Source organism: Stenotrophomonas sp. Steno-Z2 (assembly GCF_056393235.1).
In genome coordinates, this window is the sequence record NZ_JBWJOY010000001.1 from 269,564 (window position 1) to 294,392 (window position 24,829).

Below are 24,829 nucleotides of genomic sequence, written 5' to 3' on the forward strand. Positions count from 1 at the left end.
GGTCAGCGCCTCCGGCGCAGGCACCTGCGCGGCCGGGCGCGCCCGCGACGCCGTGGCGGAATGCCGGCCGCGGCGCGGCCGCGCCTAGCGCGGGTCCTGCAGCTGCGCCAGGAAGCGCCGCGGCGCGCCGTCGAAACCGCCGTTGGACATGAACACCACGTGGTCGCCGTCGCGCGCCGCCTCGCCCAGCCGCGCCAGCAGCGCGTCGGTATCGGCCACCGCCTGCGCGTCGCCGCGCACCGCCGCGATCACCCGGGCCGCGTCCCACGGCAGTTCCGGGCGGGCCAGGAACACCACCGCATCGGCGATGTCCAGCGACGGCGCCAGCGCTTCGGCGTGCGCGCCCAGCCGCATCGAATTGCTGCGCGGCTCCATCGCCACCACGATCCGCGCATCGCCGACCTTCGCACGCAGGCCGTCCAGCGTGGTGCGGATGGCGGTGGGATGGTGGGCGAAATCGTCGTAGACGGTCACGCCGCGCGCCTGCCCGATCACTTCCAGGCGGCGCTTGACGCTGTGGAAGCCGGCCAGCGCCGGCGCCACCGCCGCCACGTCCACGCCCACCGCATGCGCGGCGGCCAGCGCGGCCAGGCCGTTGAGCACGTTGTGCCGGCCCAGCAGCGGCCAGCGCACCTGCGCCACCTCCGCGCCACGGTGCAGCACCGCGAACGCACTGCCGTCCTGCTCGAGCAGGCGCGCGCTCCATTCCAGCGCGGGGTCGAAGCCGAAGCGCTCCACCGGGGTCCAGCAGCCCATCGCCAGCACCTCGGCCAGGCGCGCGTCCTCGCCGTTGACGATCAGCCGGCCGCGGCCGGGCACGGTGCGCACCAGGTGGTGGAACTGGCGCTGGATCGCCGCCACGTCCGGGAAGATGTCGGCGTGGTCGTATTCCAGGTTGTTGAGGATCGCCACCAGCGGCCGGTAGTGGACGAACTTGCTGCGCTTGTCGAAGAACGCGGTGTCGTATTCGTCGGCTTCGACAACGAAAAGCGGTCGATGCGGCAGCATCGACACCGTGTCCCCTTCCCCCTGCGGGGGAAGGTGCCCCGAAGGGGCGGATGGGGGTACGACAGCGGAAGATGCCTCCCTCGCCCCGCCCAGCCGCGCCGACACCCCGAAGTCCTCGGCCACGCCGCCGATCAGGAAGCCCGGCTCGCGCCCGGCCGCCTGCAGCAGGAAGGCCAGGATCGTCGTGGTCGTGGTCTTGCCATGGGTACCGGCCACGGCCAGGGTGTCGCGGCCCGGCAGCACGTTTTCGGCCAGCCACTGCGCGCCGCTGGCATAGCGCCGCCCTGCGTCCAGCACGGCCTCCACCGCCGGGTTGCCGCGCGAGAGCGCGTTGCCGATCACGACCTCGTCGCAGTCGGCGCCGATGTTGCCCGGCAGGTAGCCCTGCGACAGGGTGATGCCCAGCGTCTCCAGCTGGGTGGACATGGGCGGGTACACCGCCTGGTCGCTGCCTTCGACCTGGTGGCCGAGTTCGCGGGCCAGGGCGGCCACGCCGCCCATGAAAGTACCGGCGATGCCGAGGATATGGATCTTGCTCATGCGCCGATTGTCGCCGATGCGCCGGCGCGCGGGTACGCCATCCCCGCATTACCCCTACTGATGTGTAGGGGAAACTCCTATACCGCCAGGGGGCGTTCATCCCGAAAATGCACGGGCCAGCCGCAGTATCCCTCAGGTCCTACTCCCCAAGAGGCCATCCCCAGGGAGCTCATGCTGCGGGGCCCTGAGCACGCCCATCTGCTGGCCCCTGTACGACGAACGCCCCGGACCAGCGCATGGTCCGGGGCGTTCGTTTTCGTGTCCGCGCCGGCCGTCGACCGGCGCGGAGGGCACGGGCATCAGCGCTTGATGGCGGCCAGGATGCGGGCCAGCACCTCGTCCAGCGCGCCCACGCCGTCGACACGGGCCAGGGTGCCCCTGGCGGCGTAGAAATCGATCACCGGCGCGGTGGAGTCGTTGTAGACCTGCAGGCGCTGGCGCACCGATTCGGGGTTGTCGTCGGCGCGGCCCTGCTCCTTGGCGCGGCCGGCGATGCGCTCGACCAGCAGCTCGGTCGGCACGTCCAGCTGCACGATGGCGTCCAGCGGCTGCTGCAGGCGGGCCAGCAGTTCGCCCAGCGCGTTGGCCTGGGCCACGTTGCGCGGGTAGCCGTCGAGGATGAAGCCGTTGGCGACGTCGGGCTGGGCCAGGCGCGCTTCCAGCATGCCCAGCAGGATGTCGTCGGACACCAGGTTGCCGGCATCCATCACCGCCTTGGCCTGTTTGCCCAGCTCGGTGCCGGCGGCCACTTCGGCGCGCAGCAGGTCGCCGGTGGAGATGTGCGGAATCTGCAGTTCTTCCTTCAGGCGGGTCGCCTGCGTGCCCTTGCCCGAACCGGGCGGTCCCAACAGAACCAATCGCATTCCTGACTCCCTTGATATGTAGAGGACGTTTCTTTCAGGGACGGACAGCGGCGTTAGACTCATGGGCCGATTCACGCTGCACCGCAATAACGCAGCTTACCGCATCCGGCCAATGTCCCGGAAATGTCCCCGCCCGGAGAGTCCCGCCCATGTCCCGAGGTACCCTGCTCTACGCCCAGTCCGGTGGCGTCACCGCCGTCATCAACGCCACCGCCTCGGCCGTGATCGCCGAAGCCAGGGCGAAGAAAATCAAGGTGTTGGCCGCGCGCAACGGCATCCTGGGCGCCCTGCGCGAGGACCTGATCGATACCTCGAAGGAGTCGGCGGCCAGCATCGCCGCGCTGGCCCACACCCCGGGCGGCGCGTTCGGTTCGTGCCGCTACAAGCTCAAGTCGCTGGAGGCGGACCGGGCCAAGTACGAGCGCCTGCTGGAGGTACTGAGGGCGCATGACGTGCGCTGGTTCCTCTACAACGGCGGCAACGATTCGGCCGACACCGCGCTGAAGGTCTCGCAGCTGGCCCGGGAGTTCGGCTATCCGCTCACCTGCGTGGGCGTGCCCAAGACCATCGACAACGACCTGGCCGTCACCGACACCTGCCCGGGCTTCGGCTCGGCCGCCAAGTACACCGCCGTGTCGGTGCGCGAGGCCGCGCTGGACGTGGCGGCGATGGCCGAGACCTCCACCCGCGTCTTCATCTACGAGGCGATGGGCCGCCACGCCGGCTGGCTGGCCGCCGCGGCCGGGCTGGCCGGGGAGAATCCCGACGACGCGCCGCAGATCATCCTGCTGCCCGAACGCGCCTACGACGAGGCCGCCTTCCTGGCGAAGGTGAAGCAGGTGGTGGCGAAGGTGGGCTGGTGCGTGGTCGTGGCCAGCGAAGGCATCCACACCGCCGACGGCCGCTTCGTCGCCGATGCCGGCGGCGCCACCGACTCCTTCGGCCACACCCAGCTCGGCGGCGTGGCCTCGTACCTGGCCGGCCGGGTCAAGGCGGAACTGGGCTACAAGGTGCACTGGACCCTGCCCGACTACCTGCAGCGCTCGGCCCGCCACGTCGCCAGCGGGACCGACTGGGAGCAGGCGCAGGCGGTGGGCAGGGCCGCGGTGCGGTTCGCGCTGGAGGGCCGCAATTCGGTGATGCCGGTGATCGCCCGCACCGCCGATGCGCCGTACCGCTGGAAGATCGAGGCCGCGCCGCTGTCCAAGGTGGCCAACCACGAGAAGAAGATGCCGGCCGGCTTCATCCGCAGGGATGGTTTCGGCATCACCGACAAGGCGCGCCGCTACCTGCAGCCGCTGATCCGCGGCGAGGCGCCGCTGCCCTGGGGCCGCGACGGCCTGCCGAAGTACGTCACGCTGAAGAACGTGGCGGTGGCGAAGAAGCTGCCGGACTGGGAAGGCTGAGCCCGGCCTCGGCAGGAGCGGCTTCAGCCGCGAACGCTCCTGTTTTCGCTTCTCCACATTTGGCCGGCAAAAAGCGTTCGCGGCTGAAGCCGCTCCTACGAGGGCAGGCCTGCGTCAGCGGCAGGGCCTGCCCTCCACCGCCATGTTCACCGCGAACGCCGGCAGCGATGCCAGCTTGCCGGCTTCGGCCTGCTGCCGCGCTTCGCCCAGATACACGCGCACCTGGCCCTGGCCGTCGCGGGTCAGCGGCTGTTCGACCGGCCGCCGCCAGACCTCGACCACCGCCTGCTGGCCCGGGCAGGCCGCGGCCGGGATGCGGATGCGGTCGTTGAGCCGCCAGCCGTTCCCGCCCGGCTGGACCTGGGCGAAATCCAGCAGCGCCGCGCGCGGCTGGCAGCGCGCGTCGGTGCGCACCAGCTGCATGTCGTAAGGCGCGTCGGCCTGGCCGGTGAAGCGGCCTTCGATGCGCGCGCAGGCTTCGGGAATCTGCCGCACGGTATGCACCGCCCCCACCGCCTGCGCGGCGCCCGGCGGGCGCTGTATCTCCGGTTGCGCCGCGGCGGGCGCCTGCGCGCCGGCGACCAGCGGCAGCAGGGCCAGCAACGGTATCGACAGCATTCCACGCCCCATCTTCATCGCCAGCCTCGCTCGTCACGGAAAGCCGCACGGTGCCAGCCCGGCGCTGAACGGAACGGCAAAGCGTGGCCGGCCCGTGACAGTGAACGGCAGCTGACCCATACTCGCTGCGGCTCCAGGAAGAGTTGAACACCGCGACACGTACCACGGCCGCTGCATGGCTCCGGGTCTGTTCCAGTGCTTCATCCCCGGCGTGTCCCGCGTTCAGCGCTGCTGGACGACATCCACCTGTGCTGGAGGGGTTCATGCTGGAACACTACGGTCTCGTCTTCGCCCTGGCGTGCGCGGTCATCGCCATCGCCTATGGTCTGTTCGCCGCACGCTGGGTACTGCGCCAGCCGGCCGGCAACGCACGCATGCAGGAAATCGCTTCGGCGATCCAGGAAGGCGCGCGCGCCTACCTCAACCGCCAGTACCTGACCATCGCCATCGCCGGCGTGGTGCTGTTCGTGCTGGTGGGCGTGTTCCTGAGCTGGTACACCGCGGTCGGCTTCGCGGTCGGCGCGGTGCTGTCCGGCGCGGCCGGCTACATCGGAATGAACGTCTCGGTGCGCGCCAACGTGCGCACCGCCGAGGCCGCACGCAACGGCATGAGCGCGGCGATGGACGTGGCGTTCAAGGGCGGCGCGATCACCGGCATGCTGGTGGTGGGGCTGGGCCTGCTGGGCGTGGCCGGCTACTACCTGCTGCTGACCCGCCACCTGGGCGTGACCGGCGAGGCGGCGCTGCACGCGCTGGTCGGGCTGGCGTTCGGCAGTTCGCTGATCTCGATCTTCGCGCGCCTGGGCGGCGGCATCTTCACCAAGGGCGCGGACGTGGGCGCGGACCTGGTGGGCAAGGTCGAGGCCGGCATTCCCGAGGACGACCCGCGCAACCCGGCGGTGATCGCCGACAACGTCGGCGACAACGTCGGCGACTGCGCCGGCATGGCCGCCGACCTGTTCGAGACCTACGCGGTGACGGTGATCGCCACCATGCTGCTGGGCGGGCTGATGATGGCCGAGGCCGGCCGCAACGCGGTGCTGTACCCGCTGGTGCTGGGCGGGGTGTCGATCATCGCCTCGATCATCGGCGCGTTCTTCGTCAAGGTAAAAGCGGGCGGCTCGATCATGGGCGCCCTGTACAAGGGCGTGATCGTCTCCGGCGTGCTGGCGGCCATCGCGTTCTGGCCGGTGACCACGCAGCTGATGGCCGACTCCAGCTACGGCGCCACCAACCTGTACCTGTGCGCGCTGATCGGGCTGGTGCTGACCGGGCTGATCGTATGGATCACCGAGTACTACACCGGCACCCAGTACAAACCGGTGCAGCACGTGGCGCAGGCCTCGACCACCGGCCACGGCACCAACATCATCGCCGGCCTGGGCGTATCGATGAAATCCACCGCGCTGCCGGTGGTGGCGGTCTGCGCGGCGATCTGGGGCGCGTTCCACTTCGGCGGGCTGTACGGCATCGCCATCGCCGCCACCGCGATGCTGTCGATGGCCGGCATGATCGTCGCGCTCGACGCCTACGGCCCGATCACCGACAACGCCGGCGGCATCGCCGAGATGGCCGAACTGCCAAGCGAGATCCGCGACATCACCGACCCGCTGGACGCGGTGGGCAACACCACCAAGGCGGTGACCAAGGGCTATGCGATCGGCTCGGCGGCGCTGGCCGCGCTGGTGCTGTTCGCCGACTACACCCACAACCTGCAGGCCGCGCACCCGGGCGAGAGCTTCGCCTTCGACCTGTCCGACCACACGGTGATCATCGGCCTGCTGATCGGCGGCCTGATCCCCTACCTGTTCGGCGCGATGGCGATGGAAGCAGTGGGCCGCGCCGCCGGTGCGGTGGTGGAGGAAGTGCGCCGCCAGTTCCGCGAGATCGCCGGCATCATGCAGGGCACCGGCAAGCCGCAGTACGACAGGGCGGTGGACATGCTCACCCGCTCGGCGATCCGGGAAATGATCGTGCCCTCGCTGCTGCCGGTGGTGGTGCCGATCATCGTCGGCCTGCTGCTGGGGCCGCGCGCGCTCGGCGGGCTGCTGATCGGCACCATCGTCACCGGCCTGTTCGTGGCGATCTCGATGACCACCGGCGGCGGCGCCTGGGACAACGCCAAGAAGTACATCGAGGACGGCCACTTCGGCGGCAAGGGCAGCGAGGCGCACAAGGCCGCGGTGACCGGCGATACCGTCGGCGACCCCTACAAGGACACCGCCGGCCCGGCGATCAACCCCCTCATCAAGATCATCAACATCGTGGCGCTGCTGTTGGTGCCGTTGCTGTAACCGAAGCCGGCTGCGCACGGCACCTTCGCCCTTCCCCCCGCCTGCGGGGGAAGGGAACGGGATGGGGGCGAGCCGCGAGGCTCGGATCAGGATCATCAACATCGTGGCGCTGCTGCTGGTCCCGTTGCTGTAACCGAAGCCGGCTGCGCACCGCACCTTCGCCCTTCCCCCGCCTGCGGGGGAAGGGAAACCTTTGGCCGAACGGGCGGCCGTCGTCATCGCGGCAGACGGCCGTTCCCCTCCTGCGGGAAGGCCGGCAGGAAAGCGCGCTTCGCCGCGCGCACGGACAGCGCTTCAGCGCCTGCGCGGCCGCTTCACCGCATGCACGCGGCCGTTGCGGCCGCCGCCGCAATAGAACAGTTCCCCGCCATCGGCCTCCAGGCCGCTGACGCTGATGCCCGCCGGCATCTGCAGGCGCTCCAGCACCGCGCCGGTCTGCGGGTCGATGCGGCGGATGTCGCTCTCCCCGCCTTCGCCGGTGGCATGCCAGAGCTCGCCGTCCACCCAGGTCACGCCGGTGACGAAGCGGTCCGATTCGATGGTGCGCAGGATGGCGCCGTCGGCGGGGTCGATCTGGTGGATGCGGCGCTGCCGGTACTGCCCCACCCACAGGCTGCCCTCGGCCCAGGCCATGCCCGAATCGGCGCCGGCGCCGGGCGCGGGAATCGAGGACAGCACTTCGCCGCTGCGCGGATCGATCCTGTCGATGCGCGCTTCGGCGATCTGGTAGAGGTGGGTGCCGTCGAACGCGGTGCCGGCGTCGCAGGCCAGCGCCAGCGTGCGCACCGGCGCGCCATCGGCCGGATCGAAGGCCACCAGCGCCGCGCCGGTGGCGGCCCAGACGTTGCGTCCGTCGAAGCTGACGCCATGGATGCAATCCGAACCGGCGAACGGGCCGTAATCGCGCACCACTTCGGCGGGGCGCACCTTGGTCGCGCTCGTTTCGGGATCAGGGGTTCCAGTGTTCATCGCTGCAGTCTCCTGGCACATCGGGGATCCGGTGCCCGCTGGCGACACTAGTCAATCGGCAGCGCGGCAGGGAGTAACAAGATCGTCGTGAATCCGCCGGGCGGCAGCGACCACCAGCGCTGCGCGCGCCCGCGCCCGCCCGAACGCACGCGCCCGGCGGCCTCCAGTTCCACCAGGGCGCGCTGCACGTTGCGCTGGCTGCCGCCCAGCGCCAGGGCCAGCGCCGAGGTGGACCAGCCGGCGCCGTCGGCGAGCAGCGCCGCGAGCGCGGCCTGCTCGCCCTCGAACGGCGGCGCCAGCACCCTCACCGTGTCCGTGGCATGCGGCACCAGCCGGAAGCCGTCCGGCGTCGCGGCGACGCCGGCCATCGCCGCGATCAGCGCGCGCAGGCGGCCGATCTCCACCCGCAGCCGCGCACGCAGGCTCTCGTCGCGATGGCGCATGCCGAATACGCGGCCGACCAGTACCTCGCGTTCGACATCGCCGGGCCAGGCTTCGGCCAGCGCGCGGACCAGGGCGAACAGCACCGGGCGCCGGGCCAGCGACTGCCAGCGGTTGCCCAGCCTTACGCCGCGACGGCACCCATCCACGACCAGGGCGCCGGAATCCAGCAGCGCCCGCACCTGGTCCAGGCGCAGCGGCGCGTCGATGCCGCCGCCGAGGCAACGTGCGGCGGGCTGGTCCAGCACCGCGCAGGCGGCCTCGACCTCCGCCTGCAGGGCGGCGATGCCTGCGCTGCGCGCGGCCGCGCGGCCTCGAGCGCGGCGCGGGCCTCGGCGACCCGCAGCGCGCGCAGCGCCAGCGCCGCGGCGGTCAGCCCGGCCATGGCCGCCAGCGCCGGCGGCATCCGCTGCCCGTCGAGGCGCGACAACGCATCGGCGGCCTGCGGCAACCGGCCGAGCAGCAGCCAGCGGCGCGCCAGGATCAGCCAGGCCTGCAGCGCGTTGCCGTGGTCGCCGCACGACTGCAGCTGCGCCGCGACGGCCAGCAGCGGCTCCGGCGAACCGCCGAGCTCGCGCATCGCCAGCGCCACCTCGGCATCGGCCAGCGCGCAGCGCGCGCGCGACAGCGCCTCGTGCGCCCCGAATCCACGCTGCGCCCGGCGCAGCAGCCCGCGCGCCCGCGCCAGCTCGCCGAGCCGTGCCATGGCGATGCCGCGCAGGGCCAGCGCCGCCGGGTCCTCGCGCAGCGCGACGTGGTTGAGCGCGGCCAGTACATCGCCAGAGGCCAGGGCGCGCGCGGAAGCGGCGATCAGCGAATCCATGCCGGCAGGCTACCCGCCCGTTCCCGGGCATGCACAGGCACGGACATGGAGACCCGGGGCGGCGCCCCGGCCGACGGCCTTTGGTGCGCCGCACCAGCGGCAGGCGTAGAATGCCGCCTTTCTGTCAAACGCACGATTCGGAGCAGCGCATGGGTCTGGAACTCGTTTCCGCGGGCAAGAACCCGCCGGAAGAAATCAACGTCATCATCGAGATCCCGAAGGATTCGGAGCCGGTGAAGTACGAAGTGGACAAGGAATCGGGCGCGATCTTCGTCGACCGCATCCTGTCCACGCCGATGCGCTACCCCTGCAACTACGGCTACGTGCCCAGCACCCTGTGCGGCGACGGCGACCCGGCCGACGTGCTGGTGGTGCTGCCGCTGCCGCTGGTGCCCGGCTCGGTGGTGCGCTGCCGCCCGGTGGGCGTGCTGAAGATGAGCGACGAGGCCGGCAGCGACGAGAAGATCCTGGCCGTGCCGGTGGCGAAGATCTTCAGCGGCTACGGCCACGTGGAAGACATCGCCCAGGTGTCCAGCCACTGGCTGGAGCGCATCGGCCACTTCTTCGAGCACTACAAGGACCTGGAAAAGGGCAAGTGGGTCAAGATCGAGGGCTGGGGCGACGCCGCCGAGGCCAAGCGCATCCTGGTCCAGGCGCACGAGACCTTCGTGTCCAAGCAGGGCTGAGCCACGCCGGCGGCGGCGCCGTGCCGCCGCCAGCGACGAACATCACGTTTCATCCGCGGAGTGCATGACCGCGGCGGGGTGTTCCGCTACATTGACAGGCCGGTTTCCCGGCCTGTTCCAGTTCGGCCGGACGGTTCCATTGGGGGAAATGTCTTGCGTATCCTGCTAGTCGGCGACGAAGCCAGCCTGTCGGCCGATCTCCTCGAATACATCACCGACCTGGGCGAGGACTGGCAGGTCCAGACCGCCCCGGACGGCAATGCCGCCATCGCCACGGTGGCGTCCAGCACGGTCGATGCGGTCATCGTCGCCCCGGCCCTGCCCGACCTCACCCCCGCTACCCTGCTCGGCCAGATCCGGACCCTGCGCCCGGAGACGATCCGCATCGCGCTGATCGACGCCGCGCAGAGCCAGCGCGCGCCCTCGGCCCGCATCATCGGGGTGGCACACCGCTTCCTGCCGCTGCCGCTGGCGCCGGAGGTGCTGCTCGAGGCGCTGACCAGCCTGGAAGAACTGCGCGACCTGCTGGACAGCCCGCGCCTGCGCGCCGCCATCGGCCGCATCGAGAAGCTGCCCTCGCCGCCGCATCTTTACCTGAGCCTGATGCACGCGCTGGAGGAGGACGAGAACAGCGACGCCAACGACATCGCCAAGCTGGTGGCGGCCGACCCGGCCATCGCCGCCAAGGTGCTGCAGCTGTCCAATTCCGCGTTCTTCAACAGCGGCCGCGCGATTTCCGACCTGCGCGGCGCGGTGACCCGGCTGGGCCTGTCCACCCTGCGCGACCTGGTGCTCGCCAGCGAAGTGTTCTCGGTGCCGTCGGTGTCCCCGGCCGAGCGCAACGCGCTGCAGGCACGCGCCCTGACCGCCTCGCGCCTGGCCGCGAAGATGCTGCCGTCCTCCAGCGCCGAACTCGGCTCGACCGCGGCCCTGCTGGCCGACATCGGCCTGCTGCTGCCCGGCGTGCGCGACGAGCGCGAGCCGGCGGCAGAGGGCGACGAGCGCCCGGGCCACGCCGAGGCCGGCGCCTACCTGCTGGGCCTGTGGGGCCTGCCGATGCCGATCATCGAGGCGGTCGCCTTCCAGCTGCAGCCGCAGCGCTCGAACGTGCGCAGCTTCTGGGTCACCGGCGCCGTGCACGTGGCCACCGCCCTGGCCAGCGGCGGCCCGGTGGACGAGCAGTACCTGGAACGCACCGCGGTGCTGCCGCGGCTCGATGGCTGGCGCGAAATGGCCAACGACCTGGCCGGGCTGGCCGCCACCGCCTAGGCGGCACCCGCACGCGCAGTCTGGAACGGCCGCATCCGATGCGGCCGTTTTTGTTTTCGCCGTCCGTCCGCGCGCGTGGGAGGGCGTCGAGTCGTCCACGATGCCTGGTGGGCGCCGGCCCATCATGGAAGCGCCACCGGCGGGTGGGTTCCGCACCGGGTATCCGCGCTCGCGGCGCGGCGCTGCGGCCTGATCGAGGCAGCCGGCCGGTCCGCCCGCGAACACCCACGGACCGCACCTGCGACGCAGCGCAAAGAAGAAGGGCGGGCCTTGCGGCCCGCCCTTCGTCGTGTTGCACAGAACTTCGATGGATCAGAAGCGCTGGGTGTACTTCATGTAGATGAAGCGACCGATGTCGAAGCCGCCGTAGTAGGCGAAATCGCTGTTCGGTGCCGAGTACTGCAGCGAAGCGCGGTGGTTGAACACGTTGTTCGCGCCCAGGGCGATGGTGGCATCCCACGGCGCCTTCCAGTTGACCTGCAGGTCGTGGAAGGTGTTCGAACCGGTCTTGCGCAGCGGATCATCCTCGCCGTTGGCGATGTGGTCCGGAGCGTTGCACCAGAACGAATCCAGGTCGATGCAGCCTTCCTTCATGCCGGAGTAGTAACGCGCGGTGTAGTTGACACCGAAATCGCCGTACTCCCAGTTCACGCCCACGTTGGAACGCAGGCGGAAGATGCCCGGCGTACCGACATTGCCGATGATGATGTTCTCGCCAGCGGAGTTCTGGCCGACTTCGTCGTACTTGGCGGTGTAGGTCGTCTGCCAGTCGATGCTGAACTGGCCGATCGCCAGCTCCGGCAGGCGGTACTTGATGCCCAGGTCGTAGCCTTCGGTCTCCATCTGGCCCAGGTTGGCCAGGCCGTAGAACATCTGGCTGATGTGGCCATCGGCTTCGCGCACGATGCCGGCGCAGCGGGCGCTGTTGCCCAGGGTGTAGCAGTCGCGCAGGATGCGGTCGACGCTGTCCTGGATGATCATGTCCTTGATCTGGTAGTTGTACCAGTCAAGCGAGATGTCCAGGCCCTGCACCCAGCGCGGGCTCCACACCAGACCAGCGGTCTTGCTCTTGGAGGTTTCCGGCTTCAGGTTCGGGTTGGAACCATTGATGAACTGGTCCGGGGTCGCGCACGGATAGGTCGAGCACGGCACCAGGCCCTGGCCCAGCTGGACATAGCCCAGCGGCACGCCGGCGGCGTTACAGGCGGCATTGCCGTTCACGCTGCCCGGGGCGCCCACGCCGCACGGATCGATGTACTTCTCGAAGCTCGAGCCGGTACCGCCGTACATGTTGTCGATGGTCGGGGCACGGAAGCCTTCGGCGTAGGTGCCGCGCACCAGCAGGTCGTCGGTCGGACGCCAGGTGATGCCGAACTTGCTGTTGGTGGTATCGCCGAAGTTGCTGTAATCCGAGTAACGGCTGGCGACGTTCACGGTCAGTTCCTTGGCGAAGGCCATGTCGGCCAGCACCGGAACGTTCAGCTCCAGGTACACCTCGTCCAGGCTGTATTCGCCGTTGGTCGTGGTCGACGCCAGGCCGGTGTACTCACCCGACTGCGCGAACGCGTCCGGAACATAACGACCTTCTTCCTTGCGGTGCTCCACGCCGATGGCGAAGCCCAGGTCGCCTGCCGGCAGGGTCACGATCGAACCGCTCAGGTCGGCGGTGAACGAGGTGGTCTTGCTCACGCCGGTGGTGGTGAAGATCGGGAACAGGAACTGCTGCAGTTCCTTGCTGTCCAGCGAGCCCGGGCCAGCGACGCCGGCCGGCAGCAGCGGGTTCCACGCGTAGCAGCCGTCGATCGGCTTGTCGACGGTGCCGCAGCGGGCGACGCCGTTGGCGTCAACGAACGACGGGCCGAGGGCCTGGCGCGCGGCGATCAGGCTCATGTCGCCGTGGTTGGTCTTGGTGACTTCGTTGCGGTTCCACAGCGCGCCGACGTTCCAGTCGAAGCTCTTGTCGGCGAACTCGAAGAAGCCGCTGACCGACGGTGCGAAGCGCAGGGTCTTCAGCTTGCTCTCGGTGGTGCGCGGCACTTCCCACAGGCGGCGGCGGAACTCGACGTCCTGGCCGATCGGGTTGAACGCACTGTCGGCGGACAGCGGGGTGCCGAACGACTGCGACTGGTACGGATAGCCGGCGATCTGCTGGTTGGTGGTGCGGTCGTTGTACAGCAGGTCGGCGTTGAACGTCACCGAGTCGGTGAAGTCGTAGTTGCCGTTGACGTACACCGACTTACGCTCGATGCCGGTCTGCAGCATCATCTGCTGGTTGGCGTTGGCGTACTCGGCCGGGGTCAGCGGGTGGTAGTCGTTCGGGTTGGTCGGATCGCCGCCCGGGTTCAGGGTCTGCCAGATCGGGGTCGGCTTGTCCTTGCCGGGCTTGCAGTCGCCGAACACACGCGGATCGCACCAGACGCTGTTCGGGCCGATCGGGCTCCAGTCTTCGGGAGTGGAGTTCGGGCCCAGGCCGCCATCGCGCGAGAACCAGCGGTCCTTCGCCCACACCGGATCCTGCTTGGAGTATTCGGCCGACAGGGTCACGCCACCGCGCTCGCCTTCGGCGCCAAGGGTGAAGGAGTACTGGTCGGTCTTGCCGTCGCCTTCGCTGAACTGGCCGACGTAGGCGCTGGCTTCGGCGCCGTCGAAACGCTTGCGGGTGATCACGTTGACCACGCCGGCGATGGCGTCGGAGCCGTAGATGGCCGAGGCGCCGTCCTTCAGGATCTCGATGCGCTCGATGGCCGACATCGGGATCTGGCTCAGGTCCTGGTAACCGCCGCTGGTGGCGCCCAGGCGCTTGCCGTTCATCAGCACCAGGGTACGGGTGGCGCCCAGGTTGCGGATGTCGATGTAGTAACCGCCCACGTTCTCGCCCGAGGCCAGGGCTTCGGAACGGGAGATCGCCGGCGAGCCGGCCGAGGTCAGGTTCTGCAGCACGTCGGCGACCGAGGTGAAGCCCTGCTTCTCCAGGTTCTCGCGGCTCAGCGTCAGGATCGGCTGCTGGGTTTCCACGTTCGCGCTGCGGATGCGCGAACCGGTCACTTCCAGGCGGTCCAGCGTGGTGGCGCCAGCGGCGGCGTCCTGCGCGGAAGCGAAGGCAGGCGTCAACGCGATCGCGATGCCAGCCGGGAGCAGGCCCAGCCGCATTGCGGGAGTACGAAATTTCATCAATCTCTCCGGTTACGTTAGTGGTGTGTTAAACACCCCTGAACGTTACGTTTGTACCGAAGTGATGGGTTTGCGCGAAGCAGTCGCAGACTTTGCCGATTGTGGCGGAAGACTGACGGCGGCTTCACGGTAACGGCTGGCCGGAACGCCGAAGCGCGCGCGGAAGGCGCGGGCGAAACTGCAGCAGTTGTCGAAGCCGCTGGCCGAGGCGACCTCGCTGATCATCATGTCGGTGTCGCGCAGCAGCATCGCCGCCCGTTCCAGGCGCAGGCGCGCGGACAGCGACTGCGGGCTTTCCTCGTACAGGCTCTGGAAGGTCTTGGACAGGTACCAGCTGGAGAAATTGGTCAGCTCGGCCAGTTCGCCGATGCGCACCACGCGGTGGCTGTTGCCCTCCAGGTACATGCGCGCGCGCTGCATGCGGCTGAACACCTGGCGCTTGCGCAGGCGCGAGCGCCCCGGACACCGCTGCACGCCGTCGGAAAAGCCCCGCTGCAGCGACGCCACGTGCAGCAGCAGGGGCCGCAGGATATGGGTGCCCGGCCCGCGGGCCTGCGCTTCGCGCCACAGGCGCAGCGCCGTCCGCGCCTCGGCCCGGCTCATCTGGCCGTGACCGGCGTAGAGCCCGCTGTCGGCCAGGTCGCCCAGCGTGCGCAACGCATCGGCGTCCAGGGCAACACCGATGCACAGGCCGTCACGGCTGGCCTGGATCAGGGGCCGCGACTCCTTCTCGAACGCGATCCATTCGCGCTGCTTCAGGCGGAAGCGGCCTTCCTTGGATTCCACCCAGGCGCTGCCGCGCAGCTGCATCCAGACGGTGAACACCGTCCCAGAGGTCTGCAGGCTGCCCAGCCGGGCGACGCCCACGCAGTTCGGGCGCGGACCGTCCTCCGGCTGCTTCTCGAACGAAACCGACTGACCACGATCGACCCAGGCCACCTGTCGCATGACTCACCATCACTTGCCTTCAATGGCCGATGGTTTTGCCAACTCTGGCCGCAGCCGTCAGGAAGTTCCCACGATAACCTCACGAATTCTTCCGGAGCGCGGCACGAAGAAATCACGAATCCGGTTTTCTCAATGCCGGCAACCACTTGAGCACGCCGAGCAGGGGCCGTGAGGAGCGTTCCGGCACCGGCATGACGCCGATGTCGGTACCGTCGGACACGGCCAGCGCCACGTAGATCGCGCTGCCGTCGGGCGACACGCTGAAGCCATTGGTCGAGCCCGCCGCGCTGGCCTCCAGGCAGCGTGGCGCCTGCGACTGGTCCAGCCGGCTCATCTGCACGGTGCAGCCTGCCTCCTGGTGCAGGTAAGCCACCCGACCGTCGCTACCGACGGCCCAGGTCCGGAACCGCCAGCGGCTCGGCATCTCCTCGCTGAGTTCGCGCAGGCTGTCCGGCGACAGGCCGGCATCGGCCGACCACAGGCCGCCTCCCGCCAGCCGGGTGAACAGTACCCGTTGCGTCCTGCGGTCGTAGCGCACCTGCGATGCGCCCGGCACCTGGGCAAGGCGCTGCCAGCTGCCGCCGCCGCGATCGAACAGCGACAGGGTGACCGGGCCTTCTCCCTCGCGCCCGATCACGAAGAGCAGGTCGGGGCTGGGACCGTAGATCGCCTGCAGCGGTTCGGAAACCGGAATCGGCAGCCGCTTCCACTGTCCCTGTTCCGGCGCCACCTCGTAGATGCCCGGCTTGCCGGCATCGTCGCGCCCGCTGACCAGCACCTTCTGGCTGTCGGCCGACCAGTCCGGCGATTGCCGCGCCTCGGGGCGCAACCCCTCCATCGGGTGCAGGGAATCGGGCTGCCCCAGCCGCGCCCACCACAGGGCGAACGTCCCGGAACGGCTCGAAGTGAACACCAGCTGCTGCCCGTCCGGCGCGACCATCGGCTGGGCGTCGCGGCCCGACGACGCGAACAGCCGCTCCTTGCGCTCGGGATGATCGAGCGGAATCCGGAACAGGCCGAACTGCGGCGCGCGATGCACGAAAGCGAGCAGCTTGCCCATGCTGGCCACGCTCGGGCTCTGCGCGTCGTCCACGCCCAGATCCTTCAGCAGGCCCGTATGCAGGTCCACCTGGTACAGCCGGGACTCGCTGTCCACGCGCCGCCCGAATACGATGGCGTCCTCGCCCAGCCATCCCCAGCCGCGCATTTCCGCGCTGCCGCCGGTAACCGGGCGGGCCGCGCCGCCGCCCGCCGCCATCACCCACACGCCGCCCACCTGCGGGTTGCGCACGAACCCCAGCTGGCGGCCATCGGGCGAATAACGCGGCGCGTAGTCGAAGTCGCCGTCGTCCCTTTCGTAGTCCAGCGCCGTCCAGCGTCCCGTCGCCAGATCCAGCGTGCGGATGCCGGGCGCGCCTTGGCTGCCGGTCATCGAACCGAACACCAGCCCGCGCCCATCCGGCGTCCAGTCGAAGCTCAGCATCTCCGCGCCGTCGCAGGCGGTCGCGCGACGCGCGCTGCCGCCGGTAGCGCCGATGACCAGCACCTCGCAGCTGCCATCGGCATGGAAGCGCGCGAACGCGATCTCGCGCCCATCCGGCGACCAGGCCGGGAACCGGTCCAGCGCATCGGCGGGGGTCGCCACCAGCGTCGTCGAGGCCGTGCTGCCGGTGCTCTGCACCTTGAGCGTGGAGCCGCCGTCGCTTTCGTCGGCAAAGGCGACCAGCGCGCCATCGGGCGACAGCGCGGGGAAGGTCCCGAACCCCTGCCTGGCCGTGATCAGCCGGTAGGGCCGCTCCGGGCTGCCGATCACGCCGGTGCCGTCCGCGGTTGCCGCCTCCAGCGCGTCTTCCTTCACCGGGCGCTGCCACAGCAGCCAGGCCATCGTCACCGAACTGCACAGCAGCAGCAGCCCCGCCGCCAGCAGCAGCCTGCGCCGCGCCCGGCGCCAGAGTTCCCTGCCGCGCTGCACCGGAGAAGCCGCTGCCACCTGCGCATCCGGCGCCAGCGCATCCGGAGCGGGCACGGGCCGGCCCTCTTCCACCGCCGCGGCTGCGCCGGCTTCGGGCATCCGCTCTTCCTCCTGCTCCCATGCCACCGGCGCCAGCAGGCGATAACCGGTCTTGGCGATGGTCTCGATGTATTCCTGACCCTGCGGGAAGGCGCCGCCCGCGGAGAAGGCCTTGCGCAGCTGGGTGACCGCCTGGGTCAGTACATCGTTGGTGGGGAGGGTGTCGGGCCACACCTGCGCGAACAGCTCGTCGCGGGTGACCACGTTGCCCGCACCGCGCGCCAGCACCAGCAGCACGCCGGTCGCCTTGGGCGTGAGCCGCACGGGACGACGCGCGCCGGGCGCATGCACCTCGCGCGATGGCAGGACGATCAGGCAATCGCCGATATGCAGGCGATCAGAGGGGGGAAGGCCGCTGTCGATGATTTCCATGCCGCTGGGGTGAATCGCTTGAAGACCGCCGGGACCCGCCCCCTGGAGGCTTCGCCGCCAGTGAACCGCCAGATTCCGCAAATGGCGTCAACGCGATGAGCAAATGTTTCAAGGCGCGCGGATATTAGCCTATGGAAGTTACCTGTAGAGCCATGCAGGTCGACATCAGGCCCTCTCTCGCCGACGCAATCCATATAATCCGCTTCAGAATTCGCGCCCCAGGGCGCGATATTTTTATCTGCCGTTCATCCTGCGCCGCCACGTGCCGGAAGGCGTCAGCGGCGTGAAACCCGACAAAACGCAGCCCGTGCAGGGCTTCGGACGATGTGCCGCGGCGCGGTATGGACGCCGCCGCACGATCGAATTCAACAAGCTGAAGAAAACCTAAAGGGACGGCGCGGAGCGAACGCCCCTCCGCGCCTTCGCTGCGCCTCACTCCGCTCGATACAGCTCGGCGCCCTGCGCGCGGAACTCGGCCGACTTGGCGGCCATGCCCGCCTCCAGCGCATCCGCCTCGTCCAAGCCCTGAGCGGCCGCGTGGTCGCGTACCTCCTGGGTGATCTTCATCGAACAGAAATGCGGGCCGCACATCGAACAGAAGTGGGCCAGCTTGTGCGCGTCCTTCGGCAGGGTCTCGTCGTGGAACTCCCTGGCCTTCTCCGGATCCAGCCCGAGGTGGAACTGGTCCTGCCAGCGGAACTCGAAGCGCGCCTTGCTCAGCGCGTTGTCGCGCACCTGCGCGCCGGGGTGGCCCTTGGCCAGGTCGGCGGCGTGCGCGGCGATGCGGTAGGCCATGATGCCGTCGCGCACGTCCTGGCGGTTGGGCAGGCCCAGGTGTTCCTTCGGCGTCACGTAGCAGAGCATGGCCGTGCCGTACCAGCCGATCATCGCCGCGCCGATGGCGCTGGTGATGTGGTCGTAACCGGGCGCGATGTCGGTGGTCAGCGGCCCCAGCGTATAGAACGGCGCCTCGCCGCACTCGCGCAGCTGCTTGTCCATGTTTTCCCTGATCAGCTGCATCGGCACGTGGCCGGGGCCTTCGATCATGGTCTGCACGTCGTGCTTCCAGGCGATCTTCGTCAGTTCGCCCAGCGTCTCCAGTTCGCCGAACTGGGCCGCGTCGTTGGCATCGGCGATGCAGCCCGGGCGCAGGCCGTCGCCCAGCGAGAAGGCCACGTCGTAGGCCTTCATGATGTCGCAGATGTCCTCGAAGTGCGTATAGAGAAAATTCTCCTTGTGATGGGCCAGGCACCACTTGGCCATGATCGAGCCGCCGCGCGAGACGATGCCGGTGACGCGCCCGGCGGTCAGCGGCACGTAGCGCAGCAGCACGCCGGCGTGGATCGTGAAGTAGTCCACGCCCTGCTCGGCCTGTTCGATGAGCGTGTCGCGGAAGATGTCCCAGCTGAGCTCCTCGGCGCGGCCGTCGACCTTTTCCAGCGCCTGGTAGATCGGCACCGTCCCGATCGGCACCGGCGAGTTGCGCACGATCCATTCGCGCGTCTCGTGGATGTGCCTGCCGGTGGAAAGATCCATGACCGTGTCGCCGCCCCAGCGGATCGCCCACACCAGTTTTTCCACTTCCTCGGCGATGCCCGAGGACACCGCGCTGTTGCCGATGTTGGCGTTGATCTTGGTGAGGAAGTTGCGGCCGATGATCATCGGCTCGCTTTCCGGGTGATTGATGTTGCTCGGCAGGATGGCGCGGCCGCGGGCGATTTCCGCGCGCACGAACTCGGGCGTGATCACCCGCGGGAGCGCGGCGCCGAACGCTTCGCCGGGGTGCTGGCGCAGCAGGGCGGGCTCCTGCGCGCCTGGATCCTGTCGCAGCGTCTCGCGCAGCGCGTCCAGGCGCTGGTTCTCGCGGATGGCGACGAACTCCATCTCCGGGGTGACGATGCCACGGCGCGCGTAATGCATCTGGGTGACGTTGGCGCCGGCACGCGCGCGGCGCGGCAGGCGGCGCGAAGGGAAACGCACCGCGTCGAGCTTCGCATCATGCTCGCGGCCGCGACCGAACGCAGAGCCCAGGCCATCGAGGCGTTCGCTATCGCCACGTTCCTCGATCCAGCGCGCGCGCAGCGGCGGCAGGCCGGCGGACAGGTCGATGCGCGCGTCCGGATCGGTATAGGGGCCGGAGGTGTCGTAGACGGTGACCGGCGGGTTGTCCTGGCCGCCGAACAGGGTGGGCGTGCGGGACAGCGCGATCTCGCGCATCGGCACCCACAGGTCCGGCCGCGAGCCGGGCACGTGGATCTTGCGCGAACCGGGAATCGGCCGGGTCACGGATTCGGAGAGTTGCCGGGCCTGCCGTTGCAGGTCGGAAAGCGGTGCGTTCATCGGGCGTCGTCCTGTGCGTGGCCCGCGCGGATGCATGGGCCGGACGAAGCGAAGGCGCACTGCCGCAGGCGCATGAACGCACCTTCGGGCATCCACGCGGCCGGGCATTGCGAAGCTTCCCTACGCCGGTATCAACCGGATCAGGTTCCAAGGGACTGTCTCAACCGTGGCGCATGGCCGCGGTACCCCCGCTTCGGGCCGCATTAGAGCATGAAGCGGGAAACAATGGCACCGACATCCGGCAACCCGCGTGCGGGAACGCGCCTGTTGCAGGAGCGCACTCAAGTGCGCGCCCTCCCCCTGCATGTGGATGCACGTGCTGTCCTGGAAAGGCCCGCATGCAGGCCCTTGCGCGCACCGGGAGTACGCTCCTGCATGGCATTTCCACCGCGGAGCGTGAAGCCCGTTCTAACGAAACCGTGACATGCCTTTCAGTAGGATGCGCCGCTGCCGCATTCATGCCGCCCCTGTGCCGCCGTGCCGGCCCTTCCTTCCGCGCCTCCCGGTGCCGGTTCCGCTGCAAGCCCTGGCTCGCTCCCCCCATCCCCAGATCGGAGAAGCTCCTCCATGGTGTTTCGTGTTTCCATCGCGCTGGTCGCCGCACTGGTGCTGCTGGCCGGCATCGCGCCCGGCCCCTTCAACGACGTGGTCCAGGTCGCACTGGCCGAGGTGGTGCGCAGCGTCGGCTGGATGTACCTGCTGATCGTGTTCCTGACGCTGAGCTTCCTGCTGTACCTGGCCGTCGGCCGCTTCGGCAACCTGCGCATCGGCGGCGAGGACGCCGAGCCGGATTTCTCGCGCGCCAGCTGGCTGGCGATGCTGTTCGCCACCGGCATGGGCATCGGCCTGGTGTTCTGGGGCGCGGCCGAGCCGATCTCGCACTTCAGCAAGCCTCCGGAAGGACTGGCGCCGCAGAGCGTGGACGCGGCGCGCGCGGCGATGCGCTATGCCTTCTTCCACTGGGGCCTGCACCCCTGGGCGATCTATGGACTGATCGGCCTGGCGATGGCCTGGTTCCAGTACAACCGCAACGGCCGCGGGCTGATCAGCGACATGCTGCAGCCGCTGATCGGCCGCCATCACCGCGGCGCCGTCGGCCATGCGGTCAACATCGCCGCGGTGGTGGCCACCGCGATCGGCGTGGCGACCACGCTGGGCTTCGGCACCATCCAGATCGCCGCCGGCCTGCAGCGCGTGTTCGGCATCACCGCCAGCGTGCCGGTGCAGCTGACCATCATCGCCATCGCCTTCGTGCTGTACATGGCCTCGACCCTCAGCGGCGTGGAGCGCGGCATCAAGTGGCTGTCCAACTTCAACCTGCTGCTGGCCGCGCTGCTGCTGGCCGCGGTGCTGGTGCTGGGCCCGACCGGCTTCATCTTCGACACCTTCACCACCACGCTCGGCGCCTACCTCAACCAGCTGGTGACGATGAGCCTGCGCATGTCGCCGTTCTCGGGCAGCACCTGGGTGGCGGACTGGACCATCTTCTACTGGGCCTGGTGGATCGCCTGGGCGCCGTTCGTCGGCGCGTTCATCGCGCGCGTGTCGCGCGGCCGCAGCGTGCGCGAGTTCGTGGTCGGCGTGGTGCTGGCGCCCACCCTGCTCGGCTTCCTGTGGTTCTCGGTGTTCGGCGGCAGCGCGCTGTGGGCGCAGATCACCGGCCATGCCGACCTGCTGCAGGCGCTGTCCGGCGGTTACGAGACGGTGCTGTTCGCCCTGTTCGACAGCCTGCCCGCCTCGCTGCTGCTGTCCATCGTCGCCCTGGTGCTGCTGGTGATCTTCTTCGTCACCTCGGCCGATTCGGCGGTGCTGGTGCTGGCCAGCATGTCCACCGACGAGGCCGGCGACCCGCCGCTGTCGCGCAAGGCGGTGTGGGGCGTGGCGGTGGCGCTGATCGCCGCGGTCCTGCTGCTGGCCGGCGGGCTGGACGCGCTGCAGGGCATGATCACCATCGCCGCGCTGCCGTTCGCGCTGCTGATGGTGCTGGTGATGGTCTGCCTGTACCGGGTGCTGGACCTGGAATACCAGCTCGAACGACGCCGCGCGCAGCGCGCGCGGCATGCCGTGCAGTCCTGGATCGAACGCGAGATGGCCGCGCAGGAAGACGCCCGCGTGGAAGCGGCGCAGGTGAAGGAAGGGGGCTGACGCCCCGGGAGAGCGCGGCTCCCCGTGCCAGGGAAGCCGCGTCCGCAGCCGGCGCCGCGCCCGGAGCGCGCCTCAGTAGCCCGCCGCCTGCCCGTCCTTGCGGCTTTCCGACGCGCCGTAGTACACGCCGGTTTCAGGGTCGCGCATGATCGCCTGGTAGCCGCCGTAGGGGCCGTCGGCGAACACCACGCGGTGGCCCTTGCGCATCAGCGCGCGGATGGTCTCGTAGGGGAAGCCGGTTTCCAGGTTGACCTCGCCGCCGTCGCGCATCGCCGTGCCCTGCCCGGTCGGCTCGGTGGAACCCTCATGCTGGATGCGCGGCGCATCGCCGGCTTCCTGCAGGTTCATGCCGAAGTCCACCAGGTTCATCACGATCTGCGCATGGCCCTGCGGCTGCATCGCCCCGCCCATGACGCCGAAGCTGGCGAACGGCTTGCCGTCCTTGGTGATGAAGGCCGGGATGATGGTCTGGAACGGGCGCTTGCCCGGCGCGTAGCCGTTGGGGTGGTCCTTCTGCAGCACGAACATCTCGCCGCGGTCCTGCAGGATGAAGCCCAGCCCCGGCGGCGCCATGCCGCTGCCCATGCCGCGGTAGTTGGACTGGATCAGCGAGACCATCATGCCGTCGGCGTCGGCCACGGTCATGTAGATGGTGTCGCCTTCCTCCAGCTGCTTCGGCGTGCCCGGCTGCGCTTCCTTCAGCGCCCTGTCCATCGAGATCAGCGCGCGCCGCTGCGCCGCGTAGTCCTTGGACACCAGCCGCTGCACCGGCGCCGGTGAGAACGCCGGGTCGGCGTAGAAGCGCGCGCGGTCGGCGAAGGCCAGTTTCTTGGCCTCGACGAACAGGTGCACGTGTTCGGGCGAGCCGAACGGGATCTTCGTAAAGTCGTAGCCCTCCAGGATGTTGAGGATCTGCAGCGCGGCGATGCCCTGGCTGTTGGGCGGCAGCTCCCACACGTCGTAGCCGCGGTAGTTGCTGCTCACCGGCTCGACCCATTCGCCCTGGTGCGCGGCCATGTCCTGGTAGCTGAGGAAACCGCCGTTGGCCCTGAAGTAGGCGTCGATGGTGCGGGCGATGTCGCCCTTGTAGAACGCGTCGCGGCCGCCATCGGCGATCTTCTGCAGGGTGTCGGCCAGGTTCGGGTTGCGCCACAGCTCGCCCTTGCGCGGCGCGCGGCCGTCGACGGTGAACTGCTCCTTGAAGCCCGGGTACTGCGACAGGCGCGGTACCGAGCGGTCCCAGTAGTACGCGATCACCTCGGCCACCGGGTGGCCCTCGCGCGCGTAGCGGATCGCCGGGGCCAGGTTGTCGGCCATGGGCCTGCGCCCGAAGCGCCCGTGCAGGGCGAACCAGCCATCGACCGCGCCGGGCACGGACACCGGCAGCGGCCCGGTGGCGGGAATGTCCTTCAGCCCGCGGCGCTGGAACTCGGCCAGGGTGAGCGAGCGCGGCGAGCGGCCCGAGCCGTTGTAGCCGTAGAGCTTCTGCGTCTTCGGGTCCCAGACGATGGCGAACAGGTCGCCGCCGATGCCGTTGCCGGTGGGTTCCATCAGCCCGAGCGCGGCGTTGGCGGCGATCGCCGCGTCCACCGCCGAACCGCCGGACTTCATCACGTCCAGCGCGATCTGCGTGGCCAGCGGCTGCGAGGTCGCCGCCATCGCGTGCGGCGCGATCACTTCCGAGCGGGTGGCGAAGCCCGGCCCGGTGATGCGGTCGGCGGCGTGCAGGGCGGGGATGGCGAGGCAGGACAGCAGCAGCAGCGGCAGGCGTTTCATCGGCGGGACCGGAAGCGGAGTCGGACCCGGACGATAACCGGACCGCCGCTGTCCGCGCACACCCGCCGTTCCATACGCGGCAGTTTCCATCGCGCCATCCGCGCGCGGGCCGTGCCGCAGGGGCCGCATCCGAAAGGCGCGCCGCGGCCGCTCTTACGTTCCTCTTACGGCCGTGCCCTATCACGTTGCCCCGAAACACCACACGCCCGCCGGAGCCTCGGTTCCCGGTGGGCCGCGCAGGTTTCCATCAAAGGGGCAATCCAATGCAAATGTCTTCCCAGCGCCGCCAGGGCGGCTTCACTCTTGTCGAAATGGCCGTGGTGCTGGTCATCATCGGCGTGATCATCGGCGCGGTGATGATCGGCCGCGACGTGCAGCGCAACGCCGAATACACCCGCATCAAGCAGAAGTTCATCGACCAGTGGGTGGTCACCTACAACAGCTACCACCAGCGCTACGGCGCGCCGATCGGCGACAACCAGTCCGCGCCGCAGCTGATGGTCAATGGCAGCCACTTCACTGGCTTCTCCGGCGGCGACATGAGCCAGAACGCCACCGAGCCGGCGCTGATCTGCTCCGGCACCGACGCGCTGCCGACCAGCAACGGCCTGACCCGCACCCGCGAGGGCGACACCGGCTTCGACCTGCGCGACCTGGTGCGCAAGGCCGGCATCACCCTGCCGCCGGGCCGCGGCGAGGGCAAGGAAGACCGCTACGCCTACCTGGACACCAACGGCAACCCGCAGGAAATCCGCGTGTGCTTCGGCTGGAACCGGCCCGGCACGCTGTGGGGCTCGGGCAACTCGATGATCATCACCGGGCTGACCCCGGACCTGGCCCGCGCGCTGGACCAGATGATCGACGGCAAGCCCGACGCCAGCAACGGCGCCTTCCGCCAGGTCGGCATCCAGGCCCGCACCGCCACCGGCTCGGGCGGCGCCACCTCGGCCAACGCCATCGGCGCCGAATGGGGCGGCAACAACACCGGGTCGATGGCGTCGGCCGTCACCGACGGCAACACCTTCGGCAGCGGCACCGACGACGACCAGGTGATGACCGTCGTCGCCAGCTACAAGATGAATCAGTAAG

Annotated in this window: 17 protein-coding genes and 1 riboswitch; of the genes, 6 read left to right on the forward strand and 11 right to left on the reverse strand. The window is 69.5% G+C overall.

All coding sequences use genetic code 11. The features are described 5' to 3' along the window. Window positions 1-84: 84 nt before the first annotated feature. Window positions 85-1,548: a UDP-N-acetylmuramate:L-alanyl-gamma-D-glutamyl-meso-diaminopimelate ligase gene (mpl, locus tag AC06FP_RS01190; protein ID WP_478074175.1), complete on the reverse strand. Its 1,464-nt coding sequence runs from the start codon at window positions 1,546-1,548 to the stop codon at window positions 85-87. Between the two features lie 299 nt (window positions 1,549-1,847). Then, window positions 1,848-2,411 carry an adenylate kinase gene (locus tag AC06FP_RS01195; protein ID WP_456116971.1) on the reverse strand — a complete coding sequence of 188 codons (564 nt, stop codon included), beginning with the start codon at window positions 2,409-2,411 and terminating at the stop codon, window positions 1,848-1,850. Window positions 2,412-2,560: 149 nt separating this feature from the next. On the opposite strand from AC06FP_RS01195, the gene AC06FP_RS01200 reads away from it, so the two are divergent. After that, the gene (locus AC06FP_RS01200) at window positions 2,561-3,817 is read left to right on the forward strand and encodes a 6-phosphofructokinase (protein WP_478074176.1); all 1,257 of its coding nucleotides are present in this window, start codon (window positions 2,561-2,563) and stop codon (window positions 3,815-3,817) included. A gap of 114 nt (window positions 3,818-3,931) precedes the next feature. Here the strand turns inward: AC06FP_RS01200 and AC06FP_RS01205 are convergent, their stop codons facing one another. After that, window positions 3,932-4,453 carry a hypothetical protein gene (locus AC06FP_RS01205; RefSeq protein ID WP_478074177.1) on the reverse strand — a complete coding sequence of 174 codons (522 nt, stop codon included), beginning with the start codon at window positions 4,451-4,453 and terminating at the stop codon, window positions 3,932-3,934. 245 nt (window positions 4,454-4,698) lie between these two features. Between AC06FP_RS01205 and AC06FP_RS01210 the strand changes: the two genes are divergently transcribed. Continuing rightward, window positions 4,699-6,729 (forward strand): sodium-translocating pyrophosphatase, encoded by a 2,031-nt coding sequence (locus tag AC06FP_RS01210; protein WP_478074178.1) that lies wholly within the window; start codon window positions 4,699-4,701, stop codon window positions 6,727-6,729. Between the two features lie 294 nt (window positions 6,730-7,023). Here AC06FP_RS01210 and AC06FP_RS01215 read toward each other — a convergent pair whose 3' ends face one another. Genes AC06FP_RS01215 through AC06FP_RS01225 form a run of 3 tightly spaced genes read right to left on the reverse strand, consistent with a single transcriptional unit; the run spans window position 7,024 to window position 8,962 of the window. Beyond that, window positions 7,024-7,698 carry a Vgb family protein gene (locus AC06FP_RS01215; protein ID WP_478074179.1) on the reverse strand — a complete coding sequence of 225 codons (675 nt, stop codon included), beginning with the start codon at window positions 7,696-7,698 and terminating at the stop codon, window positions 7,024-7,026. Between the two features lie 47 nt (window positions 7,699-7,745). Further along, window positions 7,746-8,288, reverse strand: coding sequence for a hypothetical protein (locus AC06FP_RS01220; RefSeq protein ID WP_478074180.1), 543 nt, complete (start codon window positions 8,286-8,288; stop codon window positions 7,746-7,748). Continuing rightward, window positions 8,264-8,962 (reverse strand): hypothetical protein, encoded by a 699-nt coding sequence (locus AC06FP_RS01225; RefSeq protein WP_478074181.1) that lies wholly within the window; start codon window positions 8,960-8,962, stop codon window positions 8,264-8,266. Before AC06FP_RS01225 ends, AC06FP_RS01220 begins: the two co-directional genes overlap by 25 nt. A 149-nt stretch (window positions 8,963-9,111) precedes the next feature. Between AC06FP_RS01225 and ppa the strand changes: the two genes are divergently transcribed. Both ppa and AC06FP_RS01235 read left to right on the forward strand, forming a co-directional pair. Further along, window positions 9,112-9,648 carry an inorganic diphosphatase gene (gene ppa / locus AC06FP_RS01230; protein WP_456116977.1) on the forward strand — a complete coding sequence of 179 codons (537 nt, stop codon included), beginning with the start codon at window positions 9,112-9,114 and terminating at the stop codon, window positions 9,646-9,648. A gap of 153 nt (window positions 9,649-9,801) precedes the next feature. Beyond that, window positions 9,802-10,917, forward strand: coding sequence for an HDOD domain-containing protein (locus tag AC06FP_RS01235; RefSeq protein WP_456116978.1), 1,116 nt, complete (start codon window positions 9,802-9,804; stop codon window positions 10,915-10,917). 312 nt (window positions 10,918-11,229) lie between these two features. Here the strand turns inward: AC06FP_RS01235 and AC06FP_RS01240 are convergent, their stop codons facing one another. From AC06FP_RS01240 to thiC, 4 genes are all read right to left on the reverse strand, one after another. Further along, window positions 11,230-14,088, reverse strand: a complete 2,859-nt coding sequence (locus AC06FP_RS01240; RefSeq protein WP_478074182.1) for a TonB-dependent receptor — start codon at window positions 14,086-14,088, stop codon at window positions 11,230-11,232. A gap of 45 nt (window positions 14,089-14,133) precedes the next feature. Then, on the reverse strand, window positions 14,134-15,036 hold the full coding sequence (locus AC06FP_RS01245; RefSeq protein ID WP_456116980.1) for a helix-turn-helix transcriptional regulator: 903 nt from the start codon (window positions 15,034-15,036) through the stop codon (window positions 14,134-14,136). 112 nt (window positions 15,037-15,148) lie between these two features. After that, a complete protein-coding gene (locus AC06FP_RS01250) occupies window positions 15,149-17,479 on the reverse strand; it encodes a winged helix-turn-helix domain-containing protein (RefSeq protein WP_456116981.1) in 2,331 nt (776 codons plus the stop codon). Between the two features lie 432 nt (window positions 17,480-17,911). Next, a complete protein-coding gene (gene thiC, locus AC06FP_RS01255; RefSeq protein ID WP_478074183.1) occupies window positions 17,912-19,819 on the reverse strand; it encodes a phosphomethylpyrimidine synthase ThiC in 1,908 nt (635 codons plus the stop codon). Window positions 19,820-19,918: 99 nt separating this feature from the next. Further along, window positions 19,919-20,019, reverse strand: a riboswitch (TPP riboswitch). A 367-nt stretch (window positions 20,020-20,386) separates the two neighbouring features. Between thiC and AC06FP_RS01260 the strand changes: the two genes are divergently transcribed. Further along, complete coding sequence (locus AC06FP_RS01260) at window positions 20,387-21,964, forward strand: BCCT family transporter (RefSeq protein WP_478074184.1); 1,578 nt, start codon at window positions 20,387-20,389, stop codon at window positions 21,962-21,964. A gap of 72 nt (window positions 21,965-22,036) precedes the next feature. Here AC06FP_RS01260 and ggt read toward each other — a convergent pair whose 3' ends face one another. Next, entirely contained in the window at window positions 22,037-23,740 is a 1,704-nt protein-coding gene (ggt, locus tag AC06FP_RS01265) for a gamma-glutamyltransferase (protein WP_478074185.1), read from the reverse strand. 263 nt (window positions 23,741-24,003) lie between these two features. On the opposite strand from ggt, the gene AC06FP_RS01270 reads away from it, so the two are divergent. Further along, the gene (locus AC06FP_RS01270; RefSeq protein WP_478074186.1) at window positions 24,004-24,828 is read left to right on the forward strand and encodes a prepilin-type N-terminal cleavage/methylation domain-containing protein; all 825 of its coding nucleotides are present in this window, start codon (window positions 24,004-24,006) and stop codon (window positions 24,826-24,828) included. Window position 24,829: the final 1 nt, after the last annotated feature.